The 20,667-nt window shown below is 72.4% G+C and carries 15 protein-coding genes and 1 pseudogene; 7 read left to right on the top strand and 9 right to left on the bottom strand.

Going from position 1 to position 20,667, the window contains the following annotated elements; genetic code table 11:
* Positions 1–139: 139 nt before the first annotated feature.
* The 3 genes from JIX56_RS25925 to JIX56_RS25915 form a co-directional block, all read right to left on the bottom strand.
* Positions 140–919 carry a calcium-binding protein gene (locus tag JIX56_RS25925; protein WP_257544032.1) on the bottom strand — a complete coding sequence of 260 codons (780 nt, stop codon included), beginning with the start codon at positions 917–919 and terminating at the stop codon, positions 140–142.
* 176 nt (positions 920–1,095) lie between these two features.
* A complete protein-coding gene (locus JIX56_RS25920; protein WP_257544030.1) occupies positions 1,096–4,392 on the bottom strand; it encodes a sacsin N-terminal ATP-binding-like domain-containing protein in 3,297 nt (1,098 codons plus the stop codon).
* Positions 4,393–4,645: 253 nt separating this feature from the next.
* On the bottom strand, positions 4,646–5,578 hold the full coding sequence (locus tag JIX56_RS25915; RefSeq protein ID WP_257544028.1) for a DUF3027 domain-containing protein: 933 nt from the start codon (positions 5,576–5,578) through the stop codon (positions 4,646–4,648).
* A 719-nt stretch (positions 5,579–6,297) separates the two neighbouring features.
* Between JIX56_RS25915 and JIX56_RS25910 the strand changes: the two genes are divergently transcribed.
* The 4 genes from JIX56_RS25910 (at position 6,298) to JIX56_RS25895 (ending at position 9,955) form a co-directional block, all read left to right on the top strand.
* Positions 6,298–7,644, top strand: coding sequence for an MFS transporter (locus JIX56_RS25910; RefSeq protein ID WP_257544026.1), 1,347 nt, complete (start codon positions 6,298–6,300; stop codon positions 7,642–7,644).
* A gap of 119 nt (positions 7,645–7,763) precedes the next feature.
* A complete protein-coding gene (locus JIX56_RS25905) occupies positions 7,764–8,234 on the top strand; it encodes a hypothetical protein (RefSeq protein WP_257544024.1) in 471 nt (156 codons plus the stop codon).
* A gap of 16 nt (positions 8,235–8,250) precedes the next feature.
* Positions 8,251–9,096, top strand: coding sequence for a futalosine hydrolase (locus JIX56_RS25900; protein ID WP_257544022.1), 846 nt, complete (start codon positions 8,251–8,253; stop codon positions 9,094–9,096).
* Positions 9,086–9,955, top strand: coding sequence for a 1,4-dihydroxy-6-naphthoate synthase (locus JIX56_RS25895; protein WP_257544020.1), 870 nt, complete (start codon positions 9,086–9,088; stop codon positions 9,953–9,955). The genes JIX56_RS25900 and JIX56_RS25895 overlap by 11 nt, the downstream gene beginning before the upstream one ends.
* Before the next feature lie 9 nt (positions 9,956–9,964).
* On the opposite strand, the gene JIX56_RS47690 is transcribed toward JIX56_RS25895, so the two are convergent.
* The 3 genes and pseudogenes from JIX56_RS47690 to JIX56_RS48090 all read right to left on the bottom strand — a co-directional run.
* The gene (locus JIX56_RS47690) at positions 9,965–10,348 is read right to left on the bottom strand and encodes a cold-shock protein (RefSeq protein ID WP_306819878.1); all 384 of its coding nucleotides are present in this window, start codon (positions 10,346–10,348) and stop codon (positions 9,965–9,967) included.
* 495 nt (positions 10,349–10,843) lie between these two features.
* Complete coding sequence (locus JIX56_RS48095; protein WP_443032064.1) at positions 10,844–11,392, bottom strand: transposase; 549 nt, start codon at positions 11,390–11,392, stop codon at positions 10,844–10,846.
* A gap of 148 nt (positions 11,393–11,540) precedes the next feature.
* Positions 11,541–12,020, bottom strand: a pseudogene (locus JIX56_RS48090) (helix-turn-helix domain-containing protein); the annotation flags it as partial.
* 10 nt (positions 12,021–12,030) lie between these two features.
* Here JIX56_RS48090 and JIX56_RS25880 point away from each other — a divergent pair.
* Positions 12,031–12,825, top strand: coding sequence for a GNAT family N-acetyltransferase (locus JIX56_RS25880; RefSeq protein ID WP_257544016.1), 795 nt, complete (start codon positions 12,031–12,033; stop codon positions 12,823–12,825).
* Positions 12,826–12,922: 97 nt separating this feature from the next.
* Here the strand turns inward: JIX56_RS25880 and JIX56_RS47685 are convergent, their stop codons facing one another.
* Positions 12,923–14,914, bottom strand: coding sequence for a zinc ribbon domain-containing protein (locus JIX56_RS47685; protein WP_306819877.1), 1,992 nt, complete (start codon positions 14,912–14,914; stop codon positions 12,923–12,925).
* 243 nt (positions 14,915–15,157) lie between these two features.
* On the opposite strand from JIX56_RS47685, the gene JIX56_RS25870 reads away from it, so the two are divergent.
* Positions 15,158–15,409: a hypothetical protein gene (locus JIX56_RS25870; protein WP_257544014.1), complete on the top strand. Its 252-nt coding sequence runs from the start codon at positions 15,158–15,160 to the stop codon at positions 15,407–15,409.
* Positions 15,410–15,412: 3 nt separating this feature from the next.
* Here JIX56_RS25870 and JIX56_RS25865 read toward each other — a convergent pair whose 3' ends face one another.
* Both JIX56_RS25865 and JIX56_RS25860 read right to left on the bottom strand, forming a co-directional pair.
* On the bottom strand, positions 15,413–16,039 hold the full coding sequence (locus JIX56_RS25865; protein ID WP_443031882.1) for an HAD family hydrolase: 627 nt from the start codon (positions 16,037–16,039) through the stop codon (positions 15,413–15,415).
* Positions 16,040–16,266: 227 nt separating this feature from the next.
* Positions 16,267–17,319, bottom strand: a complete 1,053-nt coding sequence (locus JIX56_RS25860) for a hypothetical protein (RefSeq protein WP_257544010.1) — start codon at positions 17,317–17,319, stop codon at positions 16,267–16,269.
* A 584-nt stretch (positions 17,320–17,903) separates the two neighbouring features.
* Here JIX56_RS25860 and JIX56_RS25855 point away from each other — a divergent pair.
* The gene (locus JIX56_RS25855) at positions 17,904–20,531 is read left to right on the top strand and encodes a helicase C-terminal domain-containing protein (protein ID WP_257544008.1); all 2,628 of its coding nucleotides are present in this window, start codon (positions 17,904–17,906) and stop codon (positions 20,529–20,531) included.
* Positions 20,532–20,667: the final 136 nt, after the last annotated feature.

Genomic DNA, 20,667 nt, shown 5'->3' with positions numbered 1-20,667 from the left:
GGAGAAGTGGGCCCGACGGGTGTCGTCACATGGGGCCCGGGGTGACCGCGAGTCCGTTGACCCGCGTGATCTGGTGCGTCGGGGGACGCGCCGGTTCATCCGGCGCGTCCCCTGCCGCGTGAGCCCTGGGGCTCGCTGCTTACTTCACGTCGATGAAGTCACCCGCGGCGTTCGAGGCCGCCGTGGCCGCGGTGCCCGCGAAGACGTAACGGTACGAACCGTCGACGCCCGCCTTGACCGTGGTCGACAGGGCGCCCGTGGAAGAGCTCTTGACCGTCTTGACGGTCTTGTACGAGGACGCGTTCTTCGCCTTGAACTGCAAGACCACCGGCTGGCCACCGAAGCCGCCGTTCACGCCGGTGTCCCAGTTGGCGCGGGTCAGCTTGCTGGTGACGGTGACGGTCGCGCCCTTCTTCACCGGCTCCGGGGCAGCGTTGGTTCCCGCGAGCTGGCTGGCGCGCAGGACCTTGAAGGACCTGGCGTTGTCCTTCTGGACGTAGTTGTTGTCCTTGGCCTGGGCGATCAGCCAGGTCTTCCAGGTACCGGCGACCTTGTTGATGGCGTTCGAACCGGGCGTGAAGGTGAAGTTCGCCGAGCAGGTCGACTTGGTGGAGGTCACCTTCTTGCAGGTGAACGGGTCCTTGCTCGGCAGGACAGCGCTGTCCGCGGTGTCGATGTTCTTGCCGTGGAACAGGTAGCCGGTGGCCATCTTGACGCCGGAGTTGTCCGTGACGGTGAAGGAGAGCTTGACCGTCTTCTTCGCCGTTGAGCCGAGGACGATGGCCTTGCCGCCGTTGACGGAGACGCCGGAGACCGAGATGTTGCCGTACTTGTCATCAGCCTGCGCGGCCGGAGCGATGACGGCGGTCAGAGCCAGGGCACCGGTGATGGCGGCGCCCAGAGCAACACGCTTGCGCAATGTTTTCCCCACGTGGAAGGGGTCCCGCGGCAGGAAGCTGTCACGCGGGGCCCGATGGTCTGGTGAGCCTGGTGGCTCACCAGACACGACACGCGGCTCGGGGGAATGGTTGTACGAGTTGTGAACTAGTTTGGTGAATGTTGCGCAGATCACATGCGCAGGGTTTAAAGCTCCCGTCAGTCGAACCAGCGGTCCCGCGCCAACTCCTGAGTCCTGGACGGGTCCTCCAGCAGCGCGGCCACCTCGAAGCGGCGCGGCCACTGGCCCGCCGCCCAGGCCAGGCCGGCCGCGACGCCCTCCACGGTCGAAGCGTGCAGCACGCCGTCCCGGGTCCGGCGCCAGTCCAACTCAACGCCGTCCACGACCAGTTCCTCGTGTTCGACGTACGACGAGGGCGTGGCCGGGCCCAGCAGGACCCGTACCGACTCCGGTACGTCGTGTTCCGTGCCCTCCGAGTCCACCTCGCCCGTCACCGACTCGCTCAGCCGCCGCACCTGGAACAGCTCGGCCAGCTCGGCGGCCCGCGCGGGCCGTACGGGGAGGAGGGGGACGCCGGAGGTGAAGGGCAGCAGGTCGGGGGAGTCGACGACCACGGCGTCGGCCGCGTCCACGACGGTCACCTCGCCGTCCACCACGGCCCGCAGGTCGTCCGGCAGGGTCACCTGTTCGGGGTCGAGGTCGGCCAACGCGCTGTACAGGCCGTGCAGTTGAGCCGAGCTGACCGGGCGGTCCGGGTCGGCCAGACGGTCCAGCAGCTCGGCGGCGCCGCCCGGCTCGTCCAGGAGCGCGGCCACCGACGTACGCACGCCCAGCGCCCGCAGCACCTGCTCGTCGTCGAAGCCGGTGGCGTCGGCCTCGTCGTACAGGCCGTGCAGAAGCGGGTCACCGCCGGCCGCGAGGAGGCCCGCCGGGCGGCGGCCGTCCAGGACCGGGTTCCCGCGCAACCACCAAGCCGTGTACGGGCGTACGACCTCGTGCGTGCCGTCCGGGAGCAGGATCCGTACGGGCTGGACGAGGGCGTCGCGCAGCGGCGGCCGGGCGAGCAGGGCGAGCGCCTCCGGCCAGCGGTCCTCGTCGACGAGGTCCAGGTCGCGCACGGCCACGAGCTCGGTCGCGACGGGCGGTACCGGGCTGTCCGGGAACCGGTCGAGGATGTCCTCGCACCACACGTCCACCGCGTCGAGCAGCCCCGCGTCGTCGGGTTCGGCGAAGTCCCCGTCGCGCGGCTCCAGTTCGTCCGGGTCGAGGACGACGTCGGTGGCGCGTACGAGGGCGAAGTCGGCCAGGACTCCGCAGGCGGCCAGCGGCTGTTCGCCCCAGCGGTCGGCCAGCTCGGCGTCCACGAAGGCGAGTTCGTCCTGGCGCATGACCTGGGCGAAGGGGCTGCCGGGGAGGACGAGTTCACCGGCGGGGGCCAGTTCGCCGTCCTCGTCGGGGAGGGCGAGGGCGCCGAGCCAGGGCTCGTCGCCCGGGTCGAGGGCGGCGTCGCGGACGAGGGTCAGGACCAGCTCCGCGAGTTCGTCGGCGTCCGGACGGCCGTCCTCCTCGTCCCACACGCCGCCCTCGTCGTCCAGGGAGGCGGCGACGGCGGCCCGCACCTGCGGAGTCGTGAGCACGGCGCGCGGGGTCGCGGGCAGGGCGCCCAGCTTCTCCAGCAGCGGATGCGCGGCGTCCGGGTGCGCGACCTTCAGACCGAGGCGGGCGAGGATCTCGGGGCCCGTCTGCGGCCCGTCGGGGATCGGCAGGAGCACCTGCCGGGGCCCGATCGTGGTCCGCCCGTCCGCGAGCGGCACCGGGAGTCCGGACAACCGGTCCGGGTCGACGCCCGCGAGGCTGTCGTAGAGCCGCCGCCACCAGTCGGGCGCCTTCTCCAGGCCCGCGAGCCGGTCGATCGCGTCACCCAGCGGCACACGCGCGACACCCAACGTCCGCAGCTCGGCACGCCGTTCGAGCCCGGCGGGCAGAAGGCTGGGCAGGACGTCCGCGAGCACCAATACGGTCTCGGCCCCGGCACCCTCGACGACCTCGGCGTCCCGGGGGCAGAGCGCGAAGGGTGCGTCGGCCCACTCGTCGGTCTCGGCGCCCTCGGCGGACGGCATGCCGGAGTCCTCGCGGCCCCGGAAGGGATTGGGGACGTCGGGCCAGGTGTCGGCTTCCGGGGCTTCCACCGCCGCCGCGGCGTCCTGGAGCCGGCCGTCCCGCGCGGGCGGCGCCACCGCACGCGGCAGGAACGCGGTCCGCGGCAGCCGCTCCAGGATCGCCTGACGCAGGGCGCCGTCCAGCTCGCCCTTGCCCAGCGGGCCGGGCACGAGGTCGATGATCCCCTCGGTCACCGGCTGCCAGGCGGCGAGGAGTTCGGCGTACGCGTCCGCCGCGCGCTGCACGAGGAAGTCGGTGAGCGGCCCGGGCGCGGCGTGCCGCCGGGTCGTGTCCAGGGGGAAGGAGGCGATGAGCAGCGCGGGCACGCCGAGGGCCTCGTCGCTGGGTGTGGGCGCGTGCACGACGGGGCTGGTGCGCGGCCGTACCGGCGCGCCGTCGGGCCCGGTCGGCACCGCCCAGGTCACCGACCAGTACGGCCGCAGCCGCTCCTCGACGGGCCGGTCCGCGAGCAGCGGGGCCTCGATCGCCCCGTGCCCGGCGACGGTACGCCAGCGCGTGACCCCGTCCCGCGAGTCCTCCACGACGACGTACGGCCCCTCCACGCGCCGTCGCAACGTCCGTACCTCGCTGGGGCCGTTCTCGACGATCACCTCGTCGAGGCCGGGCAGGGCGAGGAGCAACGCGTCGTCGATCGCGTGCAGCAGCCGCTCGGCGAGATCGGCGGCGGCCGCGTCGCGCAGCGGCAGGATGACGACGGTGTCGTACGGGTCCGGCGCGCTTCCCTCGGCCGCGAACGGCAGCCGCAGCAGCGGCACATGCCCGTCCCGTCGGCGGATCTCGTCCCCCAGCCCCGGGCTGTGCCGGGCGACGTCGGCGGCCAGCAGCCGGGCCTCGGCGAGCGACCACCGGATACCGCCGTGCCGCCCGACGACAGCGGGCTCGTCGGTGACGGCGAGCACGGCGGCGAATCCGACCCCGAACCGGCCCACCGCGCCGACAGCGCGGTCAGTGCTGCCCGTGCTGCCCGTGCTGTCAGCGGGCTCCCGTTTCGCGGACGCGCGCAGTGTGGACAGCGACTCGACGCCGGCCGCGTCGAGCGGGGCGCCGGTGTTGGCGGCGACGAGGACGCCGTCCCGGAGGGTGAGCCGCAGCCGCCCCGGGACCTTCGCCCTGGCCGCCGCGTCGGCGGCGTTCTGCGCCAGCTCCACGACGAGACGGTCCCGGTAGCCGCCGAGGACGAGATCCTCCTCGGCGTTGGCATCCTCACGGAACCTGGCCGGACTGGTCGCCCAGGCATCGAGCACGCCCCGCCGCAGCCGAGCCGTCCCGAACGGGTCCGCACCCTCGGCCGCCGGCCGCACGAACTTGCTCACGGTTCACCTTCCCTGTCGCCTGGATCACGAAGGTACCGCGTCGCTGCGCCGCTTAGGCCGGGCGCCCAGGGGGGTGGGGGTGCCTGTGTGTCGGGCGGGTGCGGGTTGTGTGTGGTTGCTCGCGCAGTTCCCCGCGCCCCTTAACGGCATGGGTCGCGCCCGGAGTCTTTTGGGGGCGCGGGGAACTGCGCGATCAGCCCCCACTCACCCGCACCCGCCCGACAACCCCACCCACCCGAGCTCTCAGGCGAACCTACGAGTGCCCCAGGTCGGCCTCGGCCTCGGTCTCATCGACTCCCACCGGCACCGACCCCGAATCCGGCGACGGCCGCAGCGGGAACGGATCCACCCGCGTCTCGTCGAGCCGCGGCGGAGCCGGCTGCGGCGGCTTCGGCATGACCGCGGCCTCCGAGTGCCCCCCGCACCCGTACGTCAGGGAGACGATCCGCCCGTCCGCCGGCGCGTACTCGTTCGCGCACACCCCGAAGGCCTGCCCGAGCGACCCCCCGATCGGCACGAGGAAGCCGCAGCTCACGCAGGACGCGGGTGCCGCCTGGGCCATCGCGGTCTTCGCCCCGAACCCTTCCTCCCACCGGTCCGCGGCCGTGTGCAGCCCGTACCGGGACAGGACGCGGGCCCGCCGCATGCCCAGTTCCTCGGCGACCGCGGCGATCGACCCCCGGGTCGGCGCGAGCGGCAGATGCGCCGGCGTACCGGCGGTGACCTCGGCGTCCTCCGCCTCGACCAGTTCGGCCATGTCGTGCGAGACCGGGGAGTTCGGCAGCGGCTCGTCCTCGCCGGTGTACCCGGGCTCCAGCCGCAGGTCCTCGGCGTCGGTGGGCAGCAGATCGCCGGGACCCATGTCACCGGGCCGGAGCCGCTCGCTCCACGGCACCCACTCCGGTGCGAGCAGCGCGTCGGGGCCCGGGAGCAGGACCACCTCGTCCAGCGTCACGGACTTCGCGCGGGAGGCCCGGGCGACGGTGACGGCCCAGCGCCAGCCGCGGTAGCCCATCTCCTTGCACTCGAAGAAGTGCGTGACAACACGGTCGCCCTCGGAGACGAGCCCCGCGTGCTCGCCCACCACACCGGGGGCGGCGGCCTCCTCGGCGGCGGAGCGGGCAAGGTCGACGGCCTCGGCACACAGGCGGTCGGGGGTGCGGCTTCGCGTGGTCGCTGCGCTCACAGGTATCGCTTCTCTCCTACGCCGTCTCACGAGTGCGCCTCCCTCGGCGGGGGTGCGGACGGAGCGGACCGGAGGGCCGCGTCGACGTCCGCGCCCGATCGCACTCGGGCGCACCTATGTCATCCATTCTGCGGGATGAACGAGAGGCGCGCGGCCGAGAACAACCGCCGCAGGCGCGCTATGCACGCTACCTTCTCCGAGGCTCCGCGCCCACACCGACGTAATGGTTCCGCGATTCCGCTGCGCTTGGCTTTGGCCGGGGAGGGGGTGGGAGGGGGCTTTGGGAGGCGGGGTCGGCTGTTGGCGGGAAACCGCCGGGGGCTGTGTGAAGGGGGCGCCTTCGAGCTCGGGAGGTGCGGGTCGTCGGGCGTCCGCGGGTGGATCGTGGCTGATCGCGCAGTTCCCCGCGCCCCTTGAAGGGCCTACGGCCCGTCCAAGGGCCTGCGGCCCATCCAAAAGGCCCGCGGCCCGTGCAAGAGGCCTGTGGGCCTCCGAAAGGCGATCGGCCCGCAGGGCCGTCGGCTTTCAGGGGTGCGGGGAACTGCGCGACCAGCCCCCACGCACCCGCAGACAACAAGCGCACCACAGACACCCCCACCCTCGCCCGCCCCCACCGCTCCGGGGCCATATGAGCGGTAAACGCACTACGGCCCCCTTTCTCGGGGCACTATGACGAGGTGACCGGCGCCGAGCGGAGCGAAGCGCGCGGATCGGGTCGGGTGACCGGGGCCGTCCGCTCGGTGGGCCGTGCCCTGCATCTGCCGGTGACAGGGCCGGCCCGCGGCATCCGCAGGGCGACGCACGCGCACGGCGCCGGCGAATCCGGCCTCGGCAAACTCATCGAACTGCACGGTGTGAACGGCGCGGGCGACGTGATGATCACCGTCTCCCTCGCCTCCACGGTCTTCTTCTCCGTCCCCACGGACGAGGCCCGAGGCCGCGTCGCCCTCTACCTCGCCATCACCCTCGCCCCCTTCGCCCTCCTCGCCCCCGTCATCGGCCCCCTCCTGGACCGCCTCCCGCACGGCCGCCGCGCCGCGATGGCCGGCGCGATGCTGGCCCGCGCCCTGCTCGCGCTGGTCCTCGTCGGCGCCGTCGAGACCGGCAGCCTCCAGCTCTACCCCGCCGCGCTGGGCGTCCTGGTCGCGTCGAAGGCGTACGGGGTGGTGCGCAGCGCGGTCGTGCCACGGCTGCTCCCGCCCCGGTTCTCCCTGGTGAAGGCCAACTCCCGGGTCACCCTCTGCGGTCTGCTCGCCACCGGCGTGGCCGCGCCCATCGGCGCGGGACTGCAGGCACTCGGCTCCCAATGGCCGCTCTACGGCGCCTTCGTGATCTTCATCGCGGGTACGGTCCTCTCCTTCACGCTCCCCTCGAAGGTCGACTCGGCGAAGGGCGAGGACATCGCGCTGCTCGCCGCCGACCCCGAGCATCTGCACGGCCCGCACCGCAGCAGCACGCGTCTGCGCCCGGGGCTGCGGACGGTCGGCCCGGCGGTCACCCACGCGCTCGGCGCGAACGCGGCCCTGCGCTGTCTCTCCGGCTTCCTGATCTTCTTCCTGGCGTTCCTGCTGCGCGAACACCCGCTGCACGGGCAGAGCGCCGCCGTCTCGCTGGGCATGGTGGCCGTGGCGGCCGGTACGGGAAACGCGCTCGGCACGGCCGTGGGAGCGTGGGTGAAGCAGCGTTCGCCGGAACTGATCGTCGTCACCGTCGTCGCCGTCGAACTCGGTGTGGCGATCACGGCGGCCCTGTTCTTCGGCACGTTCTTCATCGCCGCCCTCGGCGCGGTCGCCGGCTTCTCGCAGGCCCTGTCGAAGCTGTCCCTGGACGCCCTGATCCAGCGGGACGTCCCCGAACCGGTCCGGACCTCCGCCTTCGCCCGCTCCGAGACCCTGCTCCAGATGTCGTGGGTGGTCGGCGGCGCCATCGGTATCGCCCTCCCCCTCAACGGCACCCTCGGCCTGTCCGTGGCCGCCACGATCGTCGCCGCCGGCTGGCTCACCACGGTCCGCGGCCTCCTCTCCTCCGCCCGCCACAGCGACGCGCCCCGCGCCCGGGTGGCCTGACCCGGCCCGGTGCCGAAAGCGCTCGGGGCCCGGCGAAACGGGGCCCGCCCCGGCCGCCGGACACGGCACGCCGCACCCCACGTAGGGGCACCCCTGGACATGCCCGATAGCCTTCGCCCATGACCTCCCAGCGTTCCCGTCGCGCCGCAGCCACTCTCGGCGCCGTTTCCGCCGGACTTCTCGTCCTGTCGGCCTGCGATGAGCCGACGCCGATGGCGACCGTCACGATCGGCACCGACTCGATCAGTTCCGAGGCCGAGTGCTACCGGACCCTCGACGCCGCACAGGCCAAGGAGTGCGCGCAGGAGAAGCCCTCCGAGTCGATCGAGCTGCCCGAGGGCGAGGTCCTGCGCATCGGTGTCGACCCCGAGGTGGCGGACACGGGCTGGGCCCTGTGGATCAACGGGGAGCAGGCCACCAGCAACACGTTCAAGAAGACGTACTTCTCCTTCGAGGACGCCGCCCTCTTCGCCACCCAGCCCGGCCAGACCGCCGCGAAGTCGCTGACCATCAGCGTCGTCGAGCAGAACGAGGCCGGTTCGGACATCAAGGGCGTGTGGAACTTCAAGCTGACGAACCCGGACGCCTGATCCACGCCCGCCGACGATGCGCATCCTCGTAGCCACCGCGGTCCCCGCCGAACGGGACGCGGTGGCACGGGCGTTCCCGGGCCCCGGCACCGACGTACCCCTCCCGGCAACCACCCTCCACCGCTTCCGGCACACCGGCGACGACGCCCCCGGCTCCCCGCCGTCCCATGACGACACCGGTTCCCTGCCCCCGTCTCACGCCAGCCGGGACAACGGCTCCCCGCCCTCCGGCCCCGTCTACGATCTCCTCGCCGCCGGTGTGGGGCCCGCTCTCGCCGCCGCTTCCACCGCCGCCGCGCTGACCGCCGCGGCCCTGGACGGCAGGCCGTACGCGCTGGTCGTCTCCACCGGGATCGCGGGCGGCTTCCAGCCGGAGGCCCCCGTCGGTTCCCTGGTCCTCGCCGACGAGATCACGGCGGCCGATCTCGGCGCCGAGACCCCCGACGGCTTCGTCCCGGTCACCGAGCTGGGCTTCGGCACGGTCACCCACCACCCGCCGCGGGCCCTCGTCCACGCCGTCGCGACCGCCACCGGCGCCCGCACCGGCACCGTGCTGACCGTCTCGACGGTGACCGGCAGCGCGGACCGCGCCACCGCGCTCCGCGCCCGGCACCCGCGCGCCCTGGCCGAGGCGATGGAGGGCTTCGGAGTCGCCGAGGCCGCCGCCGCGCACACCGTCCCCGTCCTCGAACTACGGGCTGTCTCCAACCCGGTCGGCCCGCGCGACCGCGCCGCCTGGCGCATCGGCGACGCGCTCACCGCACTCACCGAGGCCTTCGGGAAGCTGACGCCCGTACTGGAGAGTTGGGATCCATATGACCCCCATGACCCCCGTGAACCCGGTGATCCCCATGAGTTCTGAGGCGCTGAACGGCACGCTGCGGATGGCGTATTCGCCCTGCCCCAACGACACCTTCGTCTTCGACGCCTGGGCCCACGGCCGGATTCCCGGCGCGCCCGCGCTCGATGTGACGTTCGCGGACATCGACGTCACCAACGCCATGGCCGAACGCGGTGAACTCGACGTCCTGAAGGTGTCGTACGCCGTCCTGCCGTACGTCCTCGACACATACACGCTGCTGCCCTGCGGCGGCGCGCTGGGGCGGGGCTGCGGTCCGCTGGTGCTGACGCGGGAGCCGGGCCCGGACGGTCTGGACCTCACCGGCCGTACGGTGGCCGTGCCGAGCGAGCGGTCGACCGCGTATCTCCTCTTCCGCCTCTGGGCGGCGGACACACTGCCCGGCGGCGTCGGCGAGATCGTCGTACTGCCGTTCCACGAGATCATGCCGGCCGTGCGGGACGGGAAGGTCGACGCCGGTCTCGTCATCCACGAGGCCCGCTTCACGTACCAGAACTACGGCCTCCACAAGCTCGCCGACATGGGCGAGCACTGGGAGGGCACGACGGGTCTGCCGATCCCGCTGGGCGCGATCATCGCCAAGCGGGCACTGGGCGAGGAGACGTTGACGCGGATCGCCGAGACGATCCGTGCGTCGGTCCGCGCGGCTTGGGACGACCCCGAGGTCTCCCGCCCGTACGTCCTCGAACACGCCCAGGAGATGGACCCGGCTGTCGCCGACCAGCACATCGGCCTGTACGTCAACGAGTTCACGGCGGATCTGGGCGAGGACGGCTACGCGGCGGTCAGGGGCCTGCTCACCCGCGCGGCGGCCGAGGGGCTGGTACCGCCCCTCGGCCCGAACGCGCTGGATTTCCCTTAGGTGTGAGGGCTACACGTCCAACTGGTCGGCCACGGCCCGGAGCAGACCCGCGATCTTGTTGCCCGCGGCACGGTCGGGGTAGCGGCCCCGCTCCAGCATCGGCGTGATGTTCTCCAGAAGTGTCGTCAGATCCTGCACGATCGAGGCGAGCTCGTCGGGCTTCTTGCGCTGTGCGGCGGCGACCGAGGGGGCCGGCTCCAGGATCGTCACGGAAAGTGCCTGGTCGCCGCGCTGACCGGCGACGACCCCGAACTCGACCTTCTGGCCCGGCTTCAAGGTGTCGACACCGGCGGGCAGTACGGAGGAGTGGACGAAGACGTCACCGCCGTCGTCGCGGGAGAGAAAGCCGAAGCCCTTCTCGCTGTTGAACCATTTGACCTTGCCAGTCGGCAAAGCACACACTCCCTCGATCGGTCCCGGACGCTCCTGGACACCCGGTTGAACTGCCGTCATGCAACCCTACCGGGGGTCTCTCCAACCCAACACGCCTTAAAACGAGACTGAGCCCCTGCCTGTGTCGGCAGAGGCTCAAAGTGGTGCAGGAAGTGTGAGGGGATTAGCTCTCCTTGGCTTCCACCTTGCTACGGAAGACGGTCGCACGGCCGATACCGTGCTTGGCCGCAACCTTCATGACGCTCATGCCGCCCTCAAGGTCTTCCAGGATTGCCGTACGGTCAATCTCCCTGGGACGTCCCCACGTCTTCAGAGGCACGGCGCCACGCTGGCACTTCAACTCAAGCTGAGCCACCACAGAGCCCATATCGATAGCCAAGAGGGTCTGAGGGTCATCGTCACCGTTGCGAGTGTCGAACGGGAGAGCACCCCCGAGGACCTTGCCGGTAGGCACGTCTGCCGCGTACTCGTCGGAACCTGCGTCTGAGAAGTGTTCTAGTGCAGCACCGCGTTGATCTTTCGGGGGTTCATGCGGCTTTGAGTGGGTGCCGTCGTAGGTCCAGCGGTAGTGCTGAGCGTCCGTGGTGTCGTTTTGGAGCACGAAATCGTCGATGCGGTCGCCGAGGTCCTGGCGCGATGTGAACGCGCCCCGACGTAGTAAACGCCGGGTGAGCGCGGAGAAAAAATCTCCACTTGGTTCAGCCAGGACGCGTGCTTCGGCGTCCAGTGGATGTGGAACCGTGGATACGCCGCGAGCCAGGACCGGGTCTTCTTCGCGGTGTGCGAGGAACCGTTGTCCAAGACCAGGTGGATGTCCAGGTGCGCAGCGATGCTGGAGTTCAGCAGCCGCAGGAACCTGATGAACGTGTCGGCATTGTTCCGGGCGATGGTCTCGGTGATGACCTGGCCGGTGTGGACGTCGAGGGCGACGACGGGACACTGTGCCGTGGCGGAGGTATTCGAACTCCCGGCGGGTGCGCCGTCCCGGTCGTCCGGGCTGGTCGGGATGCTTGCCGGAGCGGGCGGTGATCCCGGTCTTCTCATCGACCGACAACACCACCGAGTCCGCACGACAGTTGCGGTAGACGGCGCAAATGTCGGCGGCGCGGGTGAAGAAGTCCGGGTCGGCCAGGCGCGTGAGCCAGCCGCGGACCAGGTGGGGCTTGAGGTCGACGGCGCCCAGGATCCGTCCGACCTGCGAGGCGGAGACTGCCGGGCCGAAGAGCCGGAGGTGGCAGGCCGGCCGTAAGTGAATCCATGTGCCGTCCGGGCCCGGCGGAGCTGCGGTCGCGGCCGCGATCACGCGCAGCCGGTCGGCGGGGCTGAGCCGGGGACGGCCGCGGGGCCGGGGACGATCGGACAAAGCGGCCATCCGCTCGGTGGCGAAGCGTGTGCGCCAGGCCCGGACAGTGTCCACATGCCGGCCGATCCGCCGCGCTATCGCAGCGTTCGACATCCCTTCGGCACAGGCCAACACCGCCGCGGCCCGTTGGACCGGGCCCGCCTGCTCCGTCCGGGATGCGGCCAGCTCCTCGAACCCGGCCCACTCGTCAGCCTCCAAAACGATCGCGAACGGACTCGCCGGCACCAATCCCCCACCCCCGAGAACAGCCCACCGGTCCGCAGACCTTGGCAGCCCGGCCCGGGGCCCCGGACAGAGCGGCCCCGGCATGATGGAAGCCATGGCGACCCAGAACACGGTGAAAGCCCAAGTGCTACGACAACGCCTTGCCGAGCGGGCCTGGCGCTGGCCGCCCATAACCGAGCTCACAGTTCGCTACCGAGCCGGATTCGCCTACCTCGACGCGCTGCTCGACAACGGCGACGAACTCCCGCTGTGCCGCCTGCGCGACACCGGCGACCCCGACCGGTGGGGCTTCGCCCTCTACACCGACAACACCGGACGCTACGAGGACACCATCCTGCCGACCGGGCACCCGGTCGGCACCCCCGAGGAAACTCTCGACTGGTCCTGCGGCCTGCATCTCGGCGCCCCGGTCACAGCACACCTCGCACGCGGCGAGGACCTCGCCGCTGCGGTGGACATCTGGCGCCAAGCCAATACTGCTCGCGGACGACCGCCCACCGAGCAGCGCATCGCCCGGGTGAAAGACAAGCTCGCCGAACCCGATGCGCTCGTCCTGGTGGCCTCGGTCGGTGATGAGGTGCTCGGCATGGCCTTGGCCGAACCGGGACGCGACCAGGACGGCCACGGAGCGCGGCTGGAAGAGCTGTGCCACATCTCCATGGTTTTCGTCCACCCCGACCACTGGGGACGACGTTTGGGACTGCTCCTTCTCGAAAGCATCTCAGGACACGCCAACAAGCATGGGTACGCACACCTCCAGGTATGGACCGGCGAGAGCAACGACCGGGCGCAACACCTCTACCGACGCGCTGGCTTCACTCCCAGCGGACGCACCCTCCTGCCCGACAGCGGGGAACCAGTGCTCCATTTCGTCCGCCCTGCTTCATAATCCCGAAAGATCAACGCGGTGCCGCACTAAGTGTGCGCAAACTGCTCTGGATAGCGCTACAGCGGGCCGTCGGACCCGCCGGTACCAGCGTCTCTAATCAGCTTACTGATCCCATGTCAGATATAGCGTCTGGCGTGGGTTGTGCCCATCGTGGAGGGGTGGCGTGAGCGTGCAGGTGGAATCCTGCGCCCAGTGCTGCTCCTCGTGGCCGGTGTCGGCTGGTGGTGGGGGTGCTGATCGTGGTCACGCCCTGGTTCCGGTGGGCTGCGCGGGGCAGCGTCCTGCGGTCCGTTGGTGCGTGTCCCTCCGGACGCTTGCCCGCCGGACCCGAGGGGCCGGTGGGGGAGGGTGCCCCGCGTCGCCTGGGCGCGGGGCGTGTGGGTTTCCGCCGGGTGGGGCCGGTCTTGGACCGGTCGGCCCGGCTGGTCTGGGCGGTCGGGGTGATGACCGCGTGGGTCTCGAACTTGTCCACGACCGTGCGGATCACCATCTGCCCGGTGGCGCGGTCGGTGACGGTCCTGGCCTGGTGGGTGAGGCCGCGTGCGGTGATGCGTTGCCAGGCGCCGTGGTCGCGGTCGCCCTGCCAGCCGCATCCGGCCCGGTCGGGGCAGACGGCCCATTTCCAGCCCGGTGTGGTGGGGAGGTCGGGGGCTTTGCGGTGCCGCAGCGGGGTCAGGCACCGCGGGCAGTGGCGGGAGGTGTTGCGGGGCGGGGCGGTGACGACGGCGATGCCGGCCTCGGCGGCCAGTTGCCGGATGCGGTCGACGATCTGGCCGCGCACCGTCTGGGACAGGCGCGTATTCGTGGTGCGGCCCATGCCGCCCGCTTCCATCGACCGCAGGTCTTCCAGGTAGATGACCGTGGCGTGGGCGGCGATGGCCTGGTCCACCACCCAGCGGGCGGCGGCCCGGGCCAGGGCGTCGTTGAGGTGCGAGCGACGGTCGGACACGAAACGGATCTCGTCCCGCAGCACCCCATGTCTGCCGGACAGCTCGTGCTGCTCGTCGGCTCCGATCAGCCGCTGGTACTGGTCGGCCTTGGTGTGCAGGTGTTCCGACAGACGCCGCAACCGGTGCTGCCTGGACAGAACTCCGGCGGCCCGGAACTGGGCCCCCGCCCCCAGCGCGGTGATGCTGCCGTCGTCGTGGAGCCGGGCCGCGCCCGCAGACAGCAGGGTGTTCAGGCCCCAGTCCACCCCGAGCGCCACCATGTGGCCGGTACGGCGGGACCCGGGGACGGCATGGGTGTAAGCCAGATCGGCGCGCACCGTGCTGCCCGTGATGCCCGTGATGCGCAGGGTGGGCAGGTGCAGCACCGCGCCGGGCGGGACCGTGGGCGGCAGCGTGACGGGGCAGGCTACCCAGGTCCAGTCCCGGTAGGAGCGCGGGTCGGGCCGGGCGGGCAACTGCAGGCGCAGCAGCGCGCGTTGCGGGTCGTATTCGCCGCGTTCGATGGTGGCCTGCTGCCCGTCACACGCCGACAGCAGCAGCATCCGCGTCGCCCGGGGCGGGGCCTCCAGCTCGAACACGCCGGTCGGCAGGCGGCCGTTCCTGCTGGCGAAGGCGGTGATCTGCCGGGTGCGGGAGCGGATCACACTCGACGGCAGATGCCGACCGCCGGGGACCGCCTCCCGCACCCGCTCCCACTCCTCAGGTGTGCGCCTGCCCGGATCGCACGGCCACGTCCGAAGGACCGCGGACGTCAGCTCGGCCCGCCAGTGTGCCGAGCGCAGGGCGCGCCCGGCCTGTTCCTGGGCCATGCGCACAATCCGGTCGTTGACCCTCACGCCGTCGGCCGGGGCGGCCGTCCAACCCAGCCGTCGCAGCGCCATCCACGCGTTCGACGGCAGCTTCCGTCCGCCCACATCCTCACCCGAGGCGAGCACGTCCACATCGGTGGCGTTCCAGTGCCCGGCCAGCAGTTCGCCAGCCATGCCGGACACCAGATCAGCTGCCCAGCCCACCCGCTGCGCCAGCACAGCAGCCGACAGCACCTCACCCGTCCTCTCCACCACACCCGCGCGCAGCAGACCACGGGCACAGGCGGTCCGGGCCATTTCACCCTCGCCCAGCGGCAGCTTCCGGCTCAACGGTTCCCCCTTCCCCGCCCATCGTGCTGTCATCCGGTCAACGACACTCTCGAGAAAAGGTCACCCATTCGATCCACGCACTCATATACGACCCGAGACCGACCGACACCGGACACACGGCACGACACCGACAGGCGACACATCGCTACGGATACCAAAGGAAACGTATGAGCCTATTGGTCCGGGAGCAGGTGACAAGACGTCGGCCGACTGTTCCCTCGCGCTGGGAACTACCCTGGTCGGGTGCGTGACAAAACCCAACCGAATTCCGCCGAACCCGGTGACCGGCTGATCCGTGCCGGAGCCATCGTCTTCTTCGTCGGCGCCGTGGCCACACTCGTCACCGTGGCCCCGCTGTTCCTCGGAACGACTCCGTTTCCCACCTACATGTTCGTCCTGAGCATGCTCATGGGCGTCGGATTCCTCATCGCCGGCGCCGGAGTACTCCAGTCCGTCGCGGCGGGGCGCAGAAGGGCGCGCGAGGCGCGTTTCTAGCGCCTACCGGTGGCCGTGACGCGCCAGCCACTCCGGGAAGACGGTCAGGTCCGTGAGGACGACGTCGGCGCCGGCCTCCTGGAGCTCCCGCTCGTCGCAGGGTCCGGTGGCGACGGCGACCGAGTACGCCTGTGCCGTGCGGGCGCCGCGTACGTCGCCGGTGTGGTCTCCGACGTACACGCTCGCGCCGTGCTCGCGCAGCGCCACGGCCTTGGCCTCCGCCCAGAGGTCGCCGACGACCACGTCCGGCTCCATCCCGAGGTGCTCCAGGTGCAGCTTGGCGTTCGGCTCGTACTTGGCGGTGACCACGATCGCCCGGCCACCGGCCGCCCGGACCGCCGCGATCGCCTCCGGCGCGCCCGGCATCGCGGGGGTCGCGGCGATCGCGATCGCCGGGTACATCTCGCGGTAGAGGTCCGCCATCGAGGGGATGTCCGCCGCCGGGAACCAGTACGCCAACTCGTCCGCCAGCGGCGGCCCGAGCCGGGTGATCGCCAGGTCGGCGTCTATGTACGTCCCCGTCCGCGCCGCCAACGCCTCGTAACAGGCGTGGATCCCCGGCCGCGAGTCGATCAACGTCATGTCGAGATCGAACCCGACGGTCAGCACGCGAGAGTCCATGCGGTCCATTGTGGGGCCGGCGAGGTTGTGGGTCGGGTGCGGGTGGGTGGGGGCTGGCCGCGCAGTTCCCCGCGCCCCTGCTTTTCAGGGGCGCGGGGAACTGCGCGAGCAACCACAACGCGCCCGCACCCGCCCACGAACCCCCACCCCCCGAGCTCTCCCGCGTGGCGGGGTCGAAGGGGCGGCAGCCCCTTGGATGGGACGGGTAGGGGCGGCGGGGGCGAGGAAACGCCTGGTCAGCGAGCCCGCTGGGAACGCCAGAGCAGATACAGCGCGGAGGAAACGGCAGCAAGTCGAAGCACCCAGGGCCAGGTCTCCACCAGTGCATCGTTCATCTGCCCCTGAGCGATCGGATCCCCCCACCGCCCATCACTCCGCCCCCACAGCCAGACGATCCCACCCCCGGCCACCACCCCCGGAATCCCCATGACCGCCCATTTCGACTCAGCGGGCGTCAACCTCCGCGAGAGATAGGCGATCAACCATCCCAGCCCCAACGGCACCAGACTCCCCATCACCGCCCCCGCGACCAACAACACCGCGGCCAGCAGCAACAGCGGATTGCTCCACCCCCCACCGACCCCCCGCAGCCGAGGCAACCGGCGCCGCCGAGGCACCTCCTCCTCCGCGTCGACCGCAGAAAGCGCCTCCCCCTTCTCGACGGCCGTCTTCTCGACCACCGCCTTCTTCGGCGCCCCCTCCCCCTCCTCCTTCACCGGCGGCGGCTTCAGCAACTCCGGGATCTCCACACCCCCGACGAACCCCGGCACGGCATCCCCGAGCCCGAACCCGAGATCGTCACCCCCGGGGCCGGCACCCCCACCGACCCGCCACCAGTCGGGCTGCACACCCCCGTCGCCCAACTCGTGCAGCGGAGCGAGATGCGGCGGGGCGGCCCCGTCCCGCACCACCGGCGGCGGCACGTCGTCCGCGGGCCGCGGCCGGGGAACGACCCGCCGCAGACTCTTGGCCAACCCCTTGGGCGGCTCGTCGTCCTCGCCCTCACCGCTCGTCGCCCGCTGTACGGGCACGGCGGCGGCCCTGGGCTCCGGTACGTCCCCGGGGGCGCCCGCGGCCTCGACGACCTCGTCCGGGGTGCCCAGGCGGGCGATGATGCGGCGTACGGCGGCCGGACTGTCGACCGGCGCCTTCGCCCGCCGCCGGTCGATCTCGTCCCGCAGCCCCGACACGAGCCGCATCCGCGTCGCCGACGGCAACTGCCGCTGCTGGGCCAGGTCACCGACCCGGCTCAGGTACTCATAGACGACCTGGTCGCTCTCAATCCCCACGAAGCCCCTCCGGGGTTGGCGCGCATACTCCCCCGACGGTATCGCTTCCAGGCGCCCGGGGTTGATGGGCCACGGCCGCCCCAGCTCGGGTCAGGCACCCGGCCCCGGGCTGAACGAAGTGCGGGGTTCCGCTCACCGGCGCTGCCCGGGTGCCGCCGCCCCCACCCGCGCCGCCCCAGCGGCACGACTGCCCGCAGCCAGGACGGCTGGGACCGCTGGGACGACTGGGGCCGCAGGCACGCTGGAGCCGCAGGCGCGCTGGGCCCGCAAGGCCAGCAGTCCCCGCGCCCCGTAAGGGGCGCGGGGAACTGCGCGACCAGCCACGACCCACCCGCAGCCGCCACACAAGAACCCGCCCCCAGCTACTAGGCGCCCCTGCGGTTCCTGAGGCCGCAGGGGCACAGGAGCCGCAGGCACGCTGGGCCCGCAGGCACGCTGGGCCCGCAAGGCCAGCAGGGCCCGCGCCCCGTAAGGGGCGCGGGGAACTGCGCGACCAGCCACGACCCACCCGCAGCCGCCACACAAGAACCCGCCCCCCGAGCTACTAGGCGCCCCAGTTCGGCACAGCCGCTACCGTTGGCCGGATGAGCCCCGAGCAGCACACCCCCACGGAGACGGCGCCCCCCGGCGGCACCCCCCGTTCCCTGGCGGAAGCCCTACGCGGACGGGACGACCGTTCGCTCGCCGTGCTGCTCCGGGCGCGGCCGGACCTCATCACGCCCGTGCCCACGGACCTGACCCAGCTGGCGACCCGCGCCGGCACGCGCGCGTCGGTCGTACGGGCCCTGGAACGCCTGGACCGGTTCGCCCTGCAGACGGCCCAGGCCCTGGCCGTCGCGGCCGACCCGGCGTCGTACGACGAACTCGCGTCCCTGCTGGCCGGCGACGAGGCGGACCCGGCCGTCACCGCCGCGCTGCCCCACGCCCTCGGCACGCTGCGCGACCAGGCCCTCGTCTGGGGCCCCGACGACCGGCTCCGCCTCGTCCGCACGGCCCGCGAACTCCTCGCCCCCTCCCCCCAGCACCCCTCCCCCACCGGCCTCGGCCCGACCGTCGCCGAGGCCACCGCCGGCATGTCACCGGGGCGGGTCCAGGAGATCGTCACCGAGGCCGGTCTGGCGAGCACGCACGACTCCGTCTCGGCCGTCACCGCCCTCAGCGAACTCTTCACCGACCGTCGCCGTATGGCCGCCCTCCTCGCCTCCGCGCCCGCCGAGTCCCTCGACGTCCTGACCCGCCTGGTGTGGGGGCCGCCGTACGGCCAGGTCACCGCCAACCCGGCGGCCCATCTGCGCTGGCTCCTGGACCGGGGCCTGCTGCTGCCCACCGCCCCGGGCACGGTCGTCATCCCCCGCGAGGTGGCCCTGCATCTGCGGGCGGGCCGCGCGCACCGGCAGGTCCAGCCGGTGCCGCCGCCCGTCGAGGCGGCGGCCGCCCACCGTCCACAGGTTGTGGACGCGACGGCGGCCGGCCAGGCGTACACCGCGCTGGCGACCGTCGAGGAGCTGCTGAAGGACTGGGACGAGGGCGGCCCGGGCGTCCTGCGCGCGGGCGGACTGAGCGTGCGCGACCTGAAGCGGACGGCCGTGGCCCTCGACCTGCCCGAGCCCGTCGCCGCCTTCTGGGTCGAACTCGCCTACGCCGCCGGGCTGTTGGCCTCGGACGGCGAGGCCGACGAACGGTACGCCGCGACCCCCGCGTACGACGAGTGGCTGGAGCTGCCCCCCGCCGAGCGCTGGGCGCGGCTCGCCACGGCCTGGCTGACGGCGACCCGTACGCCGGGGGTGATCGGCGAACGGGACGCCAAGGAGCGGACGTTGTCGGCGCTGGGCCCGGGCCTGGACCGTTCGGCCGCGCCCGAGGTACGCCACCGGGTCCTCGCCCTGCTCGCCGGGCTCCCCGAGGGAACCTCGGCCACCCCCGACTCCGTACTGGCCCGCCTCCACTGGGAACGCCCCACCCGCGGCGCCCAGCAGCCCCCGCAGGCCCAGCAGGCCCAGCAGGCCCAGCAGCAACCCTCGCAGTCCCCGCAACCTGGCGGTCAGCCGCGCCAGGGCGAAGACCTGCGCTCCCGTATCGCCCGCTGGACCCTCTCCGAGGCCGAGTCGCTCGGCGTCACCGGGCGCGGGGCGCTGTCCACGCACGGCCGCGCGCTCCTCGGCCTGCCGCACGAGGCCCCCGCCCCGGCCGAGCTGCCGGAGACCCCCGGCGACAAGCTCCCCGCCCACCACGCCCCCTCCCCAGACCTCGTCGCCGAGCAGGCCGCGGCGGCCTCCCGGGCGGCCCGGCTGCTCGCGCCGCTGCTGCCCGAGCCGTTGGACCACGTCCTGCTCCAGGCGGACCTGACGGCCGTCGCGCCCGGCCCGCTGAAGCGGCCGCTGGCGGACATGCTGGGCGTTCTGGCGGACGTGGAGTCGAAGGGTGGCGCGACGGTGTACCGGTTCACGCCGGGGTCGGTGCGCCGGGCGCTGGACGCGGGCCGCAGCGCCTCCGACCTGCACGACTTCCTGACCGCCCACTCGCGTACGCCGGTCCCGCAGCCGCTCGCGTATCTGATCGACGACGTGGCCCGGCGCCACGGTCATCTGCGGATCGGCGCGGCGTCGGCGTACGTGCGCTGCGACGACGACGCGATGCTCAACGAGATCCTCGCCGACAAGCGGTCGCAGGGGCTCGGGCTGCGGCGCCTGGCGCCGACCGTGCTCGCCGCCCAGGCGGACCCGGCGGCGCTGCTCGACGGGCTGCGCGCGATGGGCTACGCGCCGGCCGCCGAGTCCGCGGAGGGCGACGTCCTGATCACCCGGGCGCACGCCCACCGCACCCCGCCCCGCACGGCCCCGGAGCCCGTCCCGGACGGCCCCCCGGCCCCGGACGACACCCTGCTGGGCGCCGCGATCCGCGCGATCCGCGCCGGTGACCTCGCCTCCACCGCGCCCCGCAGGACGACGGCCGGCGGCCCGGCCCCGGCCGGCGCCCTGCCGCGCACCAGCTCCGCCGAGACCCTCGCCACCATGCAGGCCGCCGTCCTCACCGGCGAGGCCCTGTGGGTCGGCTACGTCAACGCCGAGGGCTCCGCCAGCCAGCGCGTCCTCGCCCCGGTCCGTGTCGAGGGCGGCTTCGTGACGGCGTACGACCACACCGCGGACGAGGTACGGACGTACCCGCTGCACCGGATCACCGGGGTCGCGGAGCTGGCGGACGACACCATCTGAGCGCCCCTCAGCGCCCCGATCCGACCGAGTGGATCAAGCGGTCTCCCGCTCCTCACCCGTTCGGGCGTATGCCGGATTTCATGCAGGCCACCCGGCCATTTCCCCCCGATGAGCGGTCGCGCGGGGGCGTACGCAT

This window comes from Streptomyces sp. CA-210063, assembly GCF_024612015.1.
GTDB lineage: Bacteria > Actinomycetota > Actinomycetes > Streptomycetales > Streptomycetaceae > Streptomyces.
This window is presented reverse-complemented; position numbering and strand designations above follow the sequence as displayed.